15 protein-coding genes and 2 tRNA genes are annotated in these 14,616 nt (G+C 67.1%); 8 read left to right on the top strand and 9 right to left on the bottom strand.

The genetic code is table 11. The features are described 5' to 3' along the window. The first annotated feature begins 2 nt into the window (after positions 1-2). The 3 genes from A37E_RS0122090 (at position 3) to gatA (ending at position 2,150) form a co-directional block, all read left to right on the top strand. Positions 3-302 (top strand): type II toxin-antitoxin system RelE/ParE family toxin, encoded by a 300-nt coding sequence (locus A37E_RS0122090; protein ID WP_029558605.1) that lies wholly within the window; start codon positions 3-5, stop codon positions 300-302. 79 nt (positions 303-381) lie between these two features. Next, the gene (gene gatC, locus A37E_RS0122085) at positions 382-669 is read left to right on the top strand and encodes an Asp-tRNA(Asn)/Glu-tRNA(Gln) amidotransferase subunit GatC (RefSeq protein WP_029558604.1); all 288 of its coding nucleotides are present in this window, start codon (positions 382-384) and stop codon (positions 667-669) included. Further along, positions 666-2,150 carry an Asp-tRNA(Asn)/Glu-tRNA(Gln) amidotransferase subunit GatA gene (gene gatA / locus A37E_RS0122080; RefSeq protein ID WP_029558603.1) on the top strand — a complete coding sequence of 495 codons (1,485 nt, stop codon included), beginning with the start codon at positions 666-668 and terminating at the stop codon, positions 2,148-2,150. The genes gatC and gatA overlap by 4 nt, the downstream gene beginning before the upstream one ends. 132 nt (positions 2,151-2,282) lie before the next feature. On the opposite strand, the gene A37E_RS26175 is transcribed toward gatA, so the two are convergent. After that, positions 2,283-3,344, bottom strand: coding sequence for a glycosyltransferase family 2 protein (locus A37E_RS26175; RefSeq protein ID WP_081837729.1), 1,062 nt, complete (start codon positions 3,342-3,344; stop codon positions 2,283-2,285). Positions 3,345-3,602: 258 nt separating this feature from the next. Between A37E_RS26175 and gatB the strand changes: the two genes are divergently transcribed. Continuing rightward, entirely contained in the window at positions 3,603-5,093 is a 1,491-nt protein-coding gene (gatB, locus tag A37E_RS0122070) for an Asp-tRNA(Asn)/Glu-tRNA(Gln) amidotransferase subunit GatB (protein WP_029558601.1), read from the top strand. Positions 5,094-5,324: 231 nt separating this feature from the next. Here gatB and lipB read toward each other — a convergent pair whose 3' ends face one another. Then, the gene (lipB, locus tag A37E_RS0122065) at positions 5,325-6,053 is read right to left on the bottom strand and encodes a lipoyl(octanoyl) transferase LipB (protein WP_081837728.1); all 729 of its coding nucleotides are present in this window, start codon (positions 6,051-6,053) and stop codon (positions 5,325-5,327) included. 203 nt (positions 6,054-6,256) lie between these two features. Between lipB and A37E_RS0122060 the strand changes: the two genes are divergently transcribed. Continuing rightward, positions 6,257-6,341 (top strand) — tRNA-Leu (locus A37E_RS0122060). A 75-nt stretch (positions 6,342-6,416) separates the two neighbouring features. Here A37E_RS0122060 and A37E_RS0122055 read toward each other — a convergent pair. The 3 genes from A37E_RS0122055 to aroC all read right to left on the bottom strand — a co-directional run bounded on the left by A37E_RS0122055 (position 6,417) and on the right by aroC (position 9,076). Further along, positions 6,417-7,073 (bottom strand): LysE family transporter, encoded by a 657-nt coding sequence (locus tag A37E_RS0122055; protein WP_029558599.1) that lies wholly within the window; start codon positions 7,071-7,073, stop codon positions 6,417-6,419. A 105-nt stretch (positions 7,074-7,178) separates the two neighbouring features. After that, positions 7,179-7,946 (bottom strand): polysaccharide deacetylase family protein, encoded by a 768-nt coding sequence (locus A37E_RS0122050; protein ID WP_051679254.1) that lies wholly within the window; start codon positions 7,944-7,946, stop codon positions 7,179-7,181. A gap of 14 nt (positions 7,947-7,960) precedes the next feature. Continuing rightward, positions 7,961-9,076 carry a chorismate synthase gene (aroC, locus tag A37E_RS0122045; protein ID WP_029558597.1) on the bottom strand — a complete coding sequence of 372 codons (1,116 nt, stop codon included), beginning with the start codon at positions 9,074-9,076 and terminating at the stop codon, positions 7,961-7,963. 163 nt (positions 9,077-9,239) lie between these two features. Between aroC and A37E_RS0122040 the strand changes: the two genes are divergently transcribed. Beyond that, entirely contained in the window at positions 9,240-10,568 is a 1,329-nt protein-coding gene (locus tag A37E_RS0122040; protein ID WP_029558596.1) for a hemolysin family protein, read from the top strand. Positions 10,569-10,601: 33 nt separating this feature from the next. On the opposite strand, the gene A37E_RS0122035 is transcribed toward A37E_RS0122040, so the two are convergent. The 4 genes from A37E_RS0122035 to fabI all read right to left on the bottom strand — a co-directional run bounded on the left by A37E_RS0122035 (position 10,602) and on the right by fabI (position 13,491). Further along, the gene (locus tag A37E_RS0122035; protein WP_029558595.1) at positions 10,602-11,354 is read right to left on the bottom strand and encodes a hypothetical protein; all 753 of its coding nucleotides are present in this window, start codon (positions 11,352-11,354) and stop codon (positions 10,602-10,604) included. A 142-nt stretch (positions 11,355-11,496) separates the two neighbouring features. Next, positions 11,497-12,084, bottom strand: coding sequence for a histidine phosphatase family protein (locus A37E_RS0122030; protein WP_024278952.1), 588 nt, complete (start codon positions 12,082-12,084; stop codon positions 11,497-11,499). Positions 12,085-12,119: 35 nt separating this feature from the next. Continuing rightward, positions 12,120-12,632 (bottom strand): hypothetical protein, encoded by a 513-nt coding sequence (locus tag A37E_RS0122025; RefSeq protein ID WP_051679253.1) that lies wholly within the window; start codon positions 12,630-12,632, stop codon positions 12,120-12,122. A gap of 31 nt (positions 12,633-12,663) precedes the next feature. Then, positions 12,664-13,491, bottom strand: a complete 828-nt coding sequence (gene fabI / locus A37E_RS0122020) for an enoyl-ACP reductase FabI (RefSeq protein ID WP_024278954.1) — start codon at positions 13,489-13,491, stop codon at positions 12,664-12,666. A 166-nt stretch (positions 13,492-13,657) separates the two neighbouring features. On the opposite strand from fabI, the gene A37E_RS0122015 reads away from it, so the two are divergent. Further along, positions 13,658-13,734, top strand: a tRNA-Pro gene (locus A37E_RS0122015). 210 nt (positions 13,735-13,944) lie between these two features. Then, entirely contained in the window at positions 13,945-14,607 is a 663-nt protein-coding gene (locus tag A37E_RS0122010; protein ID WP_197023032.1) for a DUF1796 family putative cysteine peptidase, read from the top strand. Positions 14,608-14,616 lie beyond the last annotated feature (9 nt).

Raw genomic sequence — 14,616 nt, 5'->3', positions numbered from 1 at the left:
ATATGGCGCGCCTTCTCCTGATCCTTACTCCCAAGGCGCGGCAGGATCTCGATTCCATCTGGACGTTCTCGCAAGACCGCTGGGGCACGGCGCAGGCCGAAACCTACGTGAGGCTGATCGCCGGCGCGCTGGATTGCCTCGCCCGAGGAACCGTCGTCGGCCGTGATGCAAGCGCGGCGAAGGCCGGCTATCTGCGCCACGCCGTTGGATCGCACGTGGTCTTTTTCCGGCTCGCAGGCAAAGAAACGCTGGAGGTCGTCCGAATTCTGCACCAACGGATGGACCTGCCACGCCACCTCTGACGGGCCGCCCCCGCGCCCAAACCCTTCCACCGCGGCATACCCCTTGCTATAGCGGCAGGCAGCTTTTGGGAGCCTACTCATGTCCGTCGATCAGGCGACAGTCCGCCGGGTGGCCCATCTCGCACGCATCGCCGTGCGGGAGGAGGAACTCGGCCATCTTCAGAACGAGCTCAACGCCATTCTCGATTTCGTCGAGCAACTGGCGGATCTCGATGTCTCCGGGGTCGAGCCGCTGACCAGCGTTGTCCCCATGGAGCTGCCCATGCGGGAAGACGCCGTGACCGACGGGAACTGCCCGGAGAAGGTGCTCGCCAATGCCCCCGATGCCGAGGGTGGCTTCTTTACCGTGCCGAAGGTGGTGGAATGACCAAGCTCACCAAGCTCACCCTCACCCAGGCGCGCGAGGGGCTTGCCCAGGGCGAGTTCACCTCCGTCGAGCTCACCGAGGCCTATCTGAAGGCCATGGAAGAGGCGCGCCCGCTCAACGCCTATGTGCTTGAGACGCCGGAGATCGCCCTTGAGATGGCGAAGGAGAGCGACAAGCGCATCGCTTCCGGCGACACCGGGCATCTGGAGGGCATCCCCCTCGGCATCAAGGACATGTTCGCCACCGAGGGCGTGCGCACCACGGCCTGCTCGAAGATCCTCGAAAATTTCGTGCCGCAGTACGAATCCACCGTCACCTCCCACCTGTGGCGGGACGGGGCGGTGATGCTCGGCAAGCTGAACAACGACGAGTTCGCCATGGGCTCGTCCAACGAGACCTCGGCCTTCGGTCCTGTCGTGTCACCCTGGCAGCGCGACGGCGACACGACCCCCATCGTGCCCGGCGGCTCGTCCGGCGGCTCGGCGGCGGCGGTGGCGGCCTTCCTGTGCGCCGGCGCGACGGGCACCGATACCGGCGGCTCCATCCGCCAGCCGGCGGCCTTCACCGGCACGGTCGGCATCAAGCCCACCTATGGCCGCTGCTCGCGCTGGGGCATCGTCGCCTTCGCCTCGTCCCTCGACCAGGCCGGCCCCTTCGCCCGCACGGTGAACGATGCGGCGATCCTGCTGCGCTCCATGGCCGGCTACGACCCGAAGGATTCCACCTGCGTCAACCGGCCGGTGCCGGACTATGAGGAGGCTGTCGGCGCCTCCATCAAGGGCAAGAAGATCGGCATTCCGCGCGAATACCGCATGGACGGCATGGCCGACGAGATCGACACCCTCTGGCGCGAGGGCGCCAAGTGGCTGGAAGAGGCCGGCGCCGAGATCGTCGACATCTCCCTGCCCCATACCCAGTACGCTTTGCCGGCCTATTACATCGTGGCGCCCGCGGAAGCCTCGTCCAACCTCGCCCGCTATGATGGCGTGCGCTACGGCGCCCGCGTGCCGGGCAAGGACGTGGTGGAGATGTATGAGAACACCCGCGCCGCCGGCTTCGGCCCCGAGGTGCGCCGGCGCATCATGATCGGCACCTATGTGCTCTCCGCCGGCTATTATGATGCCTATTACCTGCGCGCCCAGAAGGTCCGCAGCCTCATCAAGCGGGACTTCGACCTCGCCTTCGCGCAGGGCGTTGACGCGGTGCTGACCCCGGCGACCCCGTCGCCCGCCTTCGGCATTGGCGAGAAGCTGAAGGCCGATCCGGTGGAGATGTATCTCAACGACGTCTTCACGGTGACGGTGAACATGGCCGGCCTGCCCGGCATCTCCGTCCCCGCCGGCCTCTCGGCCGACGGCCTGCCGCTGGGCCTTCAGCTCATCGGCCGCCCGTTCGAGGAAGAGACGCTGTTCTCCCTCGCCGAAGTGATCGAGGAAGCGGCCGGCCGTTTCCCGGTCGAAGATCTGTGGTGGAAGTCCTGAGAGACACCCTCCGGCGCTGCGAAACCCCGGCCTTGCCCGGGTTTCGCGGTCCGAATGGGTTCAGGCCGGCAAGCCGGCGCCATCGGGGGGCATCATCCAGCTCTGAGGCCAAGCCCCCCGGCAATCGCGCCCTCAATAGTACCCGAGTGGCGCCTTCGGCACGTCCTGGGCATGACGCAGGGCGGTGAGCCGCTTGAGCAGCGACTTCTGGCGCCGGGAAAACAGCGCGATCAGGCGTGACCGGAAGGTGGCGCCCACCTGCCGCAGCTCGCGGTTCTCGTCCAGGGCCGCCTTGAAGGCGTGGACGAGATCGTCCGTCGCCGACAGCACGCGACGATAGGGAAAGATGCGGGCCAGCTCGGGATAGCGCACTTCGCCCCGGCGCTCGACGAACGGCTGGAGCCGCGCATGGTGTCCGCCGCGATCCGGGCCGAGAACCTCCGCCAGCCGATCCAGCGCGCGCACCCGGATGTCCGATTCCTCTTTGAGGATGCCCACCCCTGCCAGGATCCGGTCCGGAGCGCCTTCCGAGAAGTCGGTCCGGGCGGTCCAGCGCAGATAGCCGGCGATTCCCTTGCTCACCAGTTGCGCCTCCGACCGGGCCGGGAAATGGGCGAGCTGGACGTTGGGCAGCATCATGGACGGCAGCGTGACGTCCCACTTGGTTGCCCGGTGGTTGCCGTCGATGATGGCAAAGCCCCGCTCGCAGGCGAGGGGGCCGGGTACCACCACCTTGAAGATGTAGGGGTCGTGCACCGCCACGTGGCGCAGGCGGGTCAGGGGGCAGGGCTCGTCCGGGTCGTCCTCTTCGGTCATGAGATAATGACGCGGGTTCAGCCCGCCGAGGCGATATCCGCCGATGGCGGCGAGGTCCGTCTCCAGGGCCGCGCGATCCTCCGCGACGATGAATTCATCGCCATCCAGAGGAAAGATGAAATCCCACGATGAAGCGTTCATGGCGTGCGTGATCAGGGCCGTAGTGCGCTCGCCCTGATGATAAGCCGCCAGTGATTTTTCAGAAGTCACCGATATGGGAAGACCTTCCTCGACGAGAATTTCGAGGATGCGAGTTGTCTGGTCGGTACTGCCATCATCTACAATGTAAAGATGATCTAAGAAAAATAGATTATGGCGTACCCACGCTTCGATTATGTCCGCTTCATCGCGGACGATGGAGACCCCCGCCAGCCTCATCAGCCCTACTCCTACTAGCCCCCGGTGCACAATCTAAAGGCGGGCTGAGCAGAATTTGGGTACGGCGGTAGCGGGACCGCGGCGGTTTTGCGGGCGAAATGAGGCGCAGATAACTTGGTGTAACAAAGTGTTTCGAGACGTTGCGGCATCGCATGGCCGTTGCCTGCAATGTCGCCTAGGGGTACGACACGGCCAGATGGCGGCGCTGCCGCAAGGACCAGACAGTGCGGACCATCCGCGCACGACGATAGGACGACCATGACCCTTCACACCCGGCCCGCGGAGGCCAAGAAGCTGATTTCCGGCGCCACCGGTGATTGGGAGGTGGTGATCGGCATGGAGGTGCACGCCCAGGTCGCTTCCAATGCCAAGCTGTTCTCCGGCGCCTCCACCGCCTTCGGCGGCGAGCCCAACGACCACGTATCGCTGGTGGATGCGGCCATGCCGGGCATGCTGCCCGTCATCAACAAGGAGTGCGTCGCGCAGGCCGTGCGCACCGGGCTCGGCCTGAAGGCGGAGATCAACCTGCATTCGGTGTTCGACCGGAAGAACTATTTCTACCCGGACCTGCCGCAGGGCTACCAGATCAGCCAGTTCAAGCAGCCCGTGGTGGGCGAGGGCGAGGTGATCGTCGATCTGCTGGACGGCGAGAGCTTCACCGTGGGCATCGAGCGCCTGCATCTGGAGCAGGACGCCGGCAAGTCCATCCACGACCTGTCGCCGACCCTCTCCTTCGTGGACCTCAACCGCTCCGGCGTGGCGCTGATGGAGATCGTCTCCCGCCCCGACCTGCGCTCGGCGGATGAGGCGAAGGCCTATGTGACCAAGCTGCGCACCATCCTGCGCTATCTCGGCACCTGCGACGGCGACATGGAAAAGGGCAACCTGCGCGCCGACGTGAACGTCTCCGTGCGCCGGCCCGGTGAGCCGCTCGGCACGCGCTGCGAGATCAAGAACGTCAATTCCATCCGCTTCATCGGCCAGGCCATCGAGGTGGAGGCGCGGCGCCAGATCGAGATCCTCGAGGACGGCGGCAAGATCGATCAGGAAACGCGCCTGTTCGACCCGAACAAGGGCGAGACGCGGTCCATGCGCTCCAAGGAGGAGGCGCACGACTACCGCTATTTCCCCGACCCGGACCTCCTGCCCCTCGACATCAAGCCCGAGTGGGTGGAGGAGCTGAAAGAGAATCTTCCCGAGCTGCCGGACGAGAAGAAGGCCCGCTTCATCGCCGAATACGGCCTCTCGCCCTACGACGCCGGCGTGCTGGTGGCCGAGCGCGAGACCGCCGACTATTTCGAGCAGGTGGTGGAAGGCGGCGGCGCCAAGCGCGACGGCAAGGCGGCGGCCAATTTCGTCATCAACGAGCTGTTCGGCCGGCTGAACAAGGAGGGGAAGGACATCACCTCCTCGCCCGTCACGCCCCAGCAGATCGGCGCCATCCTCGACCTGATCGGGGAGGGCACCATCTCCTCCAAGATCGCCAAGGATCTGTTCGAGATCATCTTCACCGAGGGCGGCGACCCGCGCGTGGTGGTGGAAGCCCGCGGCATGAAGCAGGTGACGGACACCGGCGCCATCGAGAAGGTGGTGGACGAGATCATCGCCGCCAATCCGGACAAGGTGGCCCAGGTGCAGGCCAAGCCCACCATGCTCGGCTGGTTCGTCGGCCAGGCCATGAAGGCCTCCGGCGGCAAGGCGAACCCGCAGGCGCTGAACGATATTCTGAAGGCGAAGCTGGGGATCTAAGGGGGATGACGGTCCGGGGCACGCTCTCGCGCCCCGGACGCATGCAGCGAAAGCGGAATGCGAGCTGGGGCCCAGCGCAGGGGCCCGCCGCAGGCGCTTCCTGACCCAGCGTCCTCAGGCTTTGTCCCGCTGCGCGGGAACTCTTGCGCTGGTCCCCGGATCGGCGCTCCGGCTGCGCCGTCGCTTGTCCGGGGAACGCTGGCGCGCCGGGGCCTTTTCTCCGGGTTCAGGTCAGACGAGCGGTTCGCCCACCACCGTCGGCCCGAACACCTCCTCGAACGCCACCCGCATCACCGCATCCACCTCGGCCATCGTCACCGGCAGGCCGAGGTCGGCGAGGCTGGTCACGCCGTGCTCGCGCACGCCGCAGGGGACGATGCCGCCGAAGTGGCTGAGGTCCGGCTCCACGTTCAGCGAGATGCCGTGGAATGTCACCCAGCGGCGCACGCGGATGCCGATGGCGGCGATCTTGTCCTCTCCGCCGCCCTTGCGCCGCACCCAGACGCCCACCCGGTCCTCCCGCCGCTCACCGGTGACGTTGAAGGCGGAAAGAGTGCCGATGATCCAGGCTTCCAGGGCGCTCACATAGCGCCGCACGTCCGCCGAGCGGCGCTTGAGGTCGAGCATCACATAGGCCACCCGCTGGCCGGGGCCGTGATAGGTGAACTGGCCGCCCCGGCCGGTCTCGTAGACCGGGAATCGTGCGTCCACGAGGTCTTCCGGCCGCGCGCTGGTGCCGGCGGTATAGAGCGGGGGATGCTCCAGCAGCCACACGCATTCCGCCGCCGTGCCCTCGGCGATGGCGGCCGCGCGTGCCTCCATCGCCGCGAGGGCCTCCGGATAGGGCACGAGAGCGTCGCTCACCACCCACTCCACCGGGGGAGCGGAAGAATCGAGCGGGCGGAAGTCGGTTTCCAGGCTGGCGCGGGTAACGGCGGGGGTGGGGGCGCTGGCGTTCATGCGAACTGCTTTAATCCATCCGCACGGTGGGTCCAGCCCCCGCCGTGTCAGGGTTCGCGGAACCGTCATCCACAGGCCGCAGCACGAGCGGCGCGTTACCTTTGCCGGGCACTTGTGGCGGCACATTCGATCTGTTAGACGATGGCCCCCGGCCGGAAGCGGTCCTCTCCCGAGGAACCTTGAGGCCGGTGCCATCCCTGACTGCGGTCGTGGCGGAATTGGTAGACGCGCTAGCTTGAGGTGCTAGTGGGGAGACCCGTGGAGGTTCGAGTCCTCTCGTCCGCACCAGGTTGATCTGGCTTTTGAAAAAGGCCCTTGCCGGATTTCGGCGAGGGCCTTTTTCGTTTTCGGGCCTGTCGCCGGTCAGAGCCGGGAGACCACCCGCAGCAGCACGAGGCCGCTCGCGACGATGAGGAGCGCGCCGATGCACGTGTCGGCGGCAGATCGCATCTTCAGATAGAGGCGGCGGGCGGGCGGGGCGGAAAAGAGGAAGGCGAGCAGGCCGAACCATCCGGCCGCCACCGAAAACACCAGCACCGGACTGGCGAACATCGCGCCCCGGCCGGCCGCGGCGGCGAGCAGCCCGCCCGAGGCCAGGAAGAACGACAGCGATACGGGGTTGGTGACCGCTGTGAGGAAGCCGAGGCGAAAGGCCTCGCGTCCGGTCCGGTGGATGGTGGCCTGGGGCGTTGAGCCCGAACGGCCGCGTAGCGTCCACACCTCAAGCAGGCAGCTGATTCCGGCGCGCAGCAGAAGGACGGCGTAGAGCAGGCAGAACACCAGCTGCAGCCGGCCGAGATCGCCCGAAGGGTCAATCCCGCTCAACAGGCCGAGACAGATGACCACGGTGGTGACGTTGACCGTTGCACCAGCGGAGACACCGAGCGCGGCGGCCAGTCCAACGGGCCAGCCGGCGAGGCTGGCGCGGCTGACCACCAGGAAGTTCGCACCCGGGACCAGAACCATGGCCGCGTAGGTGCCTGCGAAGACCAGAAGGGCAGAGGGAATTTCGTCGGACATGCCGTCGTCTCCGCAGTTCGTGCGGAGGCATATGCACACCCCGGTGCCACAAGCGCTTCCCTCAAACGCTGGATGCGGCTGCGATGGGCGAAGCGCGCGTTACTCTCAGGCCTTCGGCACCATGTGCACGACGCTGTAGCCGTTCTGCTTCAAGGCCTTGAGGAAGGCGGGAATCATCGCCGCTGTATAGGGCTTGGTGTCGTGAAACAGCACGATGCCGCCGCCGGCCGCATCGAGCCGCTTCATCACGAGATCCAGCTCGGCCTCCGGCGTCATCACGTTCCAGTCGCTGGCCCACAGGTCCGCGCCGAACACGGCGATGCCCTTTCGCTCGAGATATTCGAGGAGCTGCGGCGTCGAGGCGAATCCCGGGAATCGGAAGAAGGGCACGCGGGGCGCCGCCCCGGCGGCGCCGTAGGCAGCGGTGTCGTCGGCGGCGATGCCGCGCTCGATCTCCTTCACCGCCGCGTCGAAGGGGATCTTCGCCAGGGTCGCGGCGGGATGGGTCATGGTGTGGTGGGCGACGGTGTGGCCCTCCGCCAGTTCCCGCTTCACCAGTTGCGGTCGGGCGCGGGCATTCTCGCCGATGAGGAAGAAGGTGGCGCGCACGCATTCCGCCTTCAGCGCATCCAGCACGGCGGCGGTGGTGGTCGGCCATGGCCCATCGTCGAAGGTGAGCACGACCTCCTTGGGCGCCAGCGGCAAGGTATCCGGGAAGGACTTCTTGCCGACGCGCAGGCCGTTGGGGTCGATCTCCATCACCCGCGCCGTCCCCAGCGCCTCCGGCCCGCAGGCGAGGGCAGGGCCGGGCGCGCAGAGGAGGAGCGCGGCCACAGCCAGAAGAAGGCGCCGTGCGTGGGGCGGCTGCTTCATTCCCGCCTCCCGCGTCAGCCTTGGGGGAACGGCCAGGCCGGGCTCTGGCCCACCTGCCCGCGATGGCGGATGAGATGGTCGGCCAGCACGCACCACACCATGGCCTCGCCCACCGGCACGGCGCGAATGCCCACGCACGGGTCGTGCCGGCCCTTGGTGAAGATCTCGGTCTCGTGGCCAGCGCGGTCCACGGTCTGGCGCGGCGTGAGGATGGAGGAGGTGGGCTTCACCGCGAAGCGCGCGACGATGGGGGCGCCGGTGGAGATGCCGCCAAGGATGCCGCCCGCGTGGTTGGCGAGGAAGTGCGGCCGCCCCTCGTTGCCGAGGCGCATCTCGTCCGCATTCTGCTCGCCGGTGAGGCGGGCGGCGTTGAAGCCCTCGCCGATTTCCACGCCTTTGGCGGCGTTGATGCCCATGAGGGCGGCGGCCAAGTCGCCATCGAGCTTGGCATAGAGCGGCGCGCCGAGGCCGGGCGGAACGCCCTCCGCCACCAGCTCCACCACCGCGCCCACCGAGGAGCCGGCCTTGCGGATGCCGTCGAGGTATTCCTCGAACAGCGGCACGGTGCCGGGGTCCGGGCAGAAGAACGGGTTGTTGCCCACCTCGTCCCAGTCCCAGCGGGACCGGTCGATCTCGATCTCGCCGATGCGCACCACGGCCCCGCGCACGGTGACGCCGGGCAGCACTTTCGCCGCGATGGCGCCGGCGGCGACCCGCGTCGCCGTCTCCCGCGCCGAGGACCGTCCGCCGCCGCGATGGTCGCGGATGCCGTATTTGATGTCGTAGGTGAAATCCGCATGGCCGGGGCGGTAGGCGCCGGCGATGTCGGCGTAATCCTTGGACCTCTGGTCCACGTTCTCGATCAGCAGCGCGATGGGCGTGCCGGTGGTGACGAGGCCGCCCTCGGGATGGGGCAGGGTGCCGGACAGCACCTTCACCTCGTCCGGCTCGCGGCGCTGGGTGGTGAAGCGCGACTGGCCGGGGCGCCGCCGGTCGAGGGCCGCCTGCACTTCCTCGATGGAGAAGCGCACGTTGGGCGGGCAGCCATCCACCACGCAGCCGATGGCGACCCCGTGGCTTTCGCCGAAGGTGGTCACGCGGAACATGTGGCCGAAGGTGTTGAACGACATGGCGCCTTTAGTCCTCGTACTGCTCCGGGCTCAATAAACGAGGACGGCCGGCAAGGGAACGAGGAAGGGTCGGCGCCGCCCACCGCGCATTTGTGGCTCCGGCGTCACACAGGAAGGGCATCCTGTGCTATGACGTGCGCCGACGGAGCACCACACCCCCGCCATGCCTCTACTCGAAATCCTGATCGTCCTCGTCCTCGTTCTCATCAACGCCGTTCTCGCAGCAGCGGAATTGTCGATCGTCTCGTCTCGCCCCGCGCGGCTGAAGACGCTGGCCGATCGCGGGAACAAGGGGGCCAAGGCGGCCATGCGGCTGGCGGAAGACCCCGGCCGCTTCCTCTCCACCGTCCAGATCGGAATCACCCTCATCGGCATCCTGGCCGGCGCCTTCTCCGGCGCCAGCCTCGGCGATCTCCTGGGCGAGACGCTCCGGGAGGCCGGACTGCCCACCAGTGTCGCGCACCCGCTGGGCTATACGGCGGTGGTGGTGGCCATCACCTATGTGTCGCTGGTGATCGGCGAGCTCATCCCCAAGCGGCTCGCGCTTCAGAATGCGGAGCCGCTGGCCTGCATTCTCGCGCCCCTCATGATCGGGCTTTCCAAGGTGTCGGCGCCCATGGTGTGGCTGCTCGATGCCTCGACCCGCGCGGTGCTGACCCTGCTCGGCCGGGGCGGTAGCCGCTCCAGCTCGGTCACGGACGAGGAAATCCGCGCCATCATCACCGAGGCCGAGACGGCGGGCGTCATCGACCCCGCCGAGCGGCGCATGATCTCCGGAGTGATGCGCCTCGCCGACCGCCCGGTGACGGCCATCATGACGCCCCGGCCGGACGTGGAGTGGGTGGATATCTCCAAGGATGCGGAGGAGGTGCGCCACGTTCTCCTCACCACGCCCCACTCGCGCCTGCCGGCCTGCGACGGATCGCCAGAGGAGACCATCGGCGTCATCCAGGCCAAGCGCGTGCTGGACGCCTATCTGAAGGGCGAGCGGCCTGACCCGCGGCAATATGTGCAGACGGTGCCCTTCATCGTGGAAAACGTGGGCGCGCTGGAGGCCATGCGCGTGCTGCGCGGCGCCGAGGTGCCCATGGCCATCGTGGTGGACGAGTACGGCGACATGGCCGGCGTGGTGACGGGCTACGACCTGCTCCTCGCCATCACCGGATCGGTTGAGGCCAGCCATGAGCCGGGCGATGCGCATGTGGAGCGCAACGTGGTCGAGCGCCACGACGGCAGCTATCTGGTGGCCGGCGACACGCCGGTGGACGAACTGCGCGACCTGCTGGACGTCGCCCTCCCGATCGACGAGGGCTTCCACACGGTCGCCGGCTTCGCCCTCTCCCACCTCAAGGAACTCCCCGAGGAGGGCGAGGTCTTCACGGCGCTGGGATGGCGGTTCGAGATCGTCGACATGGACGGCCGCCGCATCGACAAGCTGCTGGTGTCGCGGCCCCACGTGCTGCACCGGCAGGAAGTGGCGGGGCAGGGCTGAGGCCCCGCCCGCGCCGGCCCTTCAGCCTCTCGATTAATCCCGCCGGGCGAGGGAGCGCAGGAAGCCCTCGTATTCCTCGGTCAGCTCCATATCCACGCCGAACGCGTTCTTCAGCAGGATGTTGGCGATGAAGGGCTGATCGTTGCGCTTCTCTTCGAGCGTTTCGCGCAGGACCGGCACCGTATCCTCGATGTGCTTGAGGAAGGCGATGCCCTTCTCCAGCGTCTCGGTCCATTTGGCGCGGTGCCACAGGGCCAGCGGGTACATGATCTCGTGGACGAAGTTGGACTTGCGGGCCTTCTCGAAGAAGCGCAGGCCCGCGCTCCAGTTCTCCTTGGCGCGCAGCGGCGGGGGCGGGATGTCGCCCAGCAGCATCTTCTTGCCGGCCTGTCCCACGAAATCCTCGAGCGTGATGAGCGTCTCGATGTTGGTGCGGAAGTGCCAGAGGGCGAAGTTGCCCGGATACTCCTTCCCCCAGGCGTCGATGAAGGCGGCCTCCACCTTGTCGACCGCCGCCTTGTCGCCTTTCAGCGCGGCCGTCATGCAGAAGGCGAACATGGCGTCGTTGGCGACATTGTGCACGCCGCCATTGGCAAGGTCGGCCGGGCTGAGGGTGGGGGTCTTGCCATCAGCCGGAACCGTCGCATCGCCGGCGCGCAGGGCGGTGATGAATTTGGTGATTTCCAGCCAGCCCATGTAGTGGGCGATGAAGGCGTCCGGATCCACATGGACGATGGCGAGGTTGAGCGGCATCTTCCGCTTCTGCAGTTCGGCCATGTCGGTCATGAAAAGTCCCCCCGGGGCTCGGGTGAAAAGGCGTCAACAAACGACCCTGCCCGTCGCGTTCGCGACACGGGTGCCGGGCCTACCGGTTTGACGCAGCAAGAAAAATGCCAAGGGAAAATGTGTGGACGGACAGCGCGGAAGCTCAGTCCGCGACCTCGAAGCCGCCGCGGGAGACCACATAGACCGCCCCCTGCCGCACGGGCAGATTGGAGGCTTCGGCTTCCGGCATCCCGGCCTTCACGTGCAGCAGCGCGCGGATGACGCCGCCGTGGGTAACGATGACGGCGTCATCCTCGATCTCGGCGCAGGCCGCGCCGACGCGCTCGCACAGGGTGCGATAGCTTTCGCCGCCGGGGGGCGCGAAGTTCCAGGGATCGAGATCGCGCCGGCGCACGGCGTCATGGTCGCGGCGGCGCAGCTCGGGCCAGGTCTGGCCCTCCCATATGCCGAAGGAGATTTCAGCGAAGCGGATGTCGGTCTTGAAATCGCTGACAGGCAGATCGAGGCCGGTGCGCAGGATGCGCATGGTCTCCACGGCCCGCGACAGGGGGCTGGAGACATAGGCCAAGGCGCGCGTGTCTCCGGCCAGCTGGGCGAGCACGCGTCCGACCTGGCCCGCCTGGATACGGCCGAGCGTGTTCAGCGGCACGTCGCGGCGCCCCTGGAGCCGGCCCACCACATTCCAGTCGGTCTCGCCATGGCGGACGAGGAAAAAGCGTCGCGTCGTCATCTCTCTCCGGCCCGCCCTGTCGGGCGCGGCGTCGCTCACCGCGGCGGAATCGTGATTACGTGGTCGTACCACTCGCCGCGCGGCGGGTAGGTCACGCGCAGCTTGATGGTCGAGCCCGGCGCCGCCTTGCCCTTGTAGCTCACGATGAGCCCCTTGGCCGGCTGGCCGATGCACTTGGTGGTGCGCCCGCCATCGATTCCCGTGGCGACGAAGCGGCCATACTGGATGCTGACCTTGCCGCCGGGCGGGGCGGAGAGGACTTGGATGGTCGGAATCTGCGTCTGCTGGCAGTTGTAGTCGGAGGTGCCGGCGGCGAAGAGCGCGCTGCGGCTGCCGCCGCCCCCGATCATGAAGCTGACGCCGCTCTCGTAGGGCGTCACATAGTCCGGGAAGATCGCGCCGCCCGGGCCGAACACGCGGTCGCGGAACGGATACTGCTCGAAGGTCGGCGGGCTCTGCGCCAGCGCCGCACCGGCAGACACGAGCAGTCCCGCGGAGACGGCAACGGCGAGGGCGAAACGGGAGGCCCGGGAATCAAGCGCCGTCATGGTTGGTCTCCTTTGTGGGCGCGCGCCGTATTCAATCGCGGACGAGGGCGAGGTCCGGCGCGTCGGGATGCTTCATGCCCACAATATGATACCCGGCATCCACATGATGCACCTCGCCGGTCACACCACGCGACAAATCGGAGAGGAGATAGACGCCCGCGTCGCCAACCTCATCGGTGGTGACGGTGCGGCGCAGCGGCGAGTTCAGCTCGTTCCACTTCAGGATGTAGCGGAAGTCGCCGATGCCCGAGGCGGCCAACGTCTTGATGGGGCCGGCGGAGATGGCGTTCACGCGGATCGCCTTGGGGCCGAGGTCAGCGGCCAGATACCGCACGCTGGCCTCCAGCGCCGCCTTGGCCACGCCCATGACGTTGTAGTGGGGCATCCACTTTTCCGCGCCGTAATAGGTGAGCGTGATGAGGGAGCCGCCATTGGTCATCAGCTTCTCCGCCCGCTGTGCGACCGCGGTAAAGGAGTAGCAGGAGATGAGCATGGTCTTGGTGAAATTGTCCGCCGTGGTTTCCACATAGCGGCCGTCCAGCTCGTCCTTGTTCGAGAAGGCGATGCAATGGATGACGAAATCGAGGGTGCCGAACAGGCGCTCGGTCTCGGCGAAGACGGCATCCAGCGTCTCGGGCTCGGTGACGTCGCAGTGGCCGACCAGATGACCGCCCAGTTCCGCCGCCAGCGGCTCCACCCGCTTCCTCAGCGCCTCGCCCTGATAGGTGAGGGCGAGCTCGGCGCCATGGGCCCGCGCGGACTTGGCGATTCCATAGGCGATGGATCGGTTGTTGGCGACACCGAGAATCAGCCCGCGCTTGCCCTTCAGAAGACCGCTCGCGAAACCGTCCGTCGCCATAGACCCCACTCCACATGCTCAAGCTATTGAAACCCATGACGCCGGCCAGTGGACGCACCATGGGCGCGCTTCCTATGGCATGGGGCCATCCACCGTTCAAGCGAAGCTGGCGCGTCGCCCCCCTTGCATCGCCCGAGAGCGGATGCTAGATGCGGCGCCTCTGGATCGGAGTGTAGCGCAGTCTGGTAGCGCACCACGTTCGGGACGTGGGGGTCGCAGGTTCAAATCCTGCCACTCCGACCAGATGAAAATCCGGCTACGCCGGAAACCCTGTCCCCCCATCATATCGATGATTGTTCGCCGCCCCCGGGCGCGCCGAAGCACGCGTCACGCCTCGTCGATTCTTTCTGCGGCGTGAGGTTGCGTAGGGCATCTTTTACCGTCTCATGGTAGACGGGTGCCATGTTGTCCCGCCTTCTCCGCCGCACTCCCGCGCTCGTTCCGGACCGAATCGTGAGTCTCGGCGCGCTTTGCGAAGTGGCCTATCAGGTGCGCCGCCTCTCTCGGTCCGAGCGTGCCTATCCGTTCGATTGGTGGGTGACGCCGCTCGGCAGCGTGATGAAGGTGCTCGACGCCGGCGCGCCGGCTGTGTTCGAGGCAGCGCAGCTCATGAAGGTGCCGGATTACGGTGGCCACCCCGCGCTGTATTCCCACCTCTCGGGCACCATCCACCTCCACGAATTCCCCGCGGGAGAGGATTTCCTCGCCCTCGAAGAGGCGGAGATGGCGCGGCGCCTGATCCCGAAATACCAGGCCCTTCAGGCGCGGTTCCTGGGGGATTGCGCGCAGGGAATCACTCTGTTCGTCCGGCAGTGCCTCCCGGAGCACGATCCCAGGGAAGAGGCGCTGGAGGTGGCGATCGATAGCCTCCATGCGAAGCTGTGCACCATGGCCGCCGATCCCCGGCTGCTGCTGCTCGACTATGCGCCGGTGCGCCCCCGCCCGTGGCTGCTGACCGCAACCGTTCCTCGCCTGAAGGACTGCACCGATGTCGGCTCTCCCCGCGGGTGGGATCGCACATTTCGGTCCATGCGCATTTCCTGTCGGGGAGGCGATGCGTTCCGATTCGACGATCTGAAGGAGACGTTGGTGCCGCCTGGAGAGCCCGCTCCCTGATTCGCCTGC

It is taken from the genome of Xanthobacter sp. 91 (assembly GCF_000702385.1).
Lineage (GTDB): Bacteria > Pseudomonadota > Alphaproteobacteria > Rhizobiales > Xanthobacteraceae > Xanthobacter > Xanthobacter aminoxidans.
The sequence above is the reverse complement of the archived record's forward strand: the minus strand, read 5'-3'. Positions and strand labels throughout refer to the sequence as shown.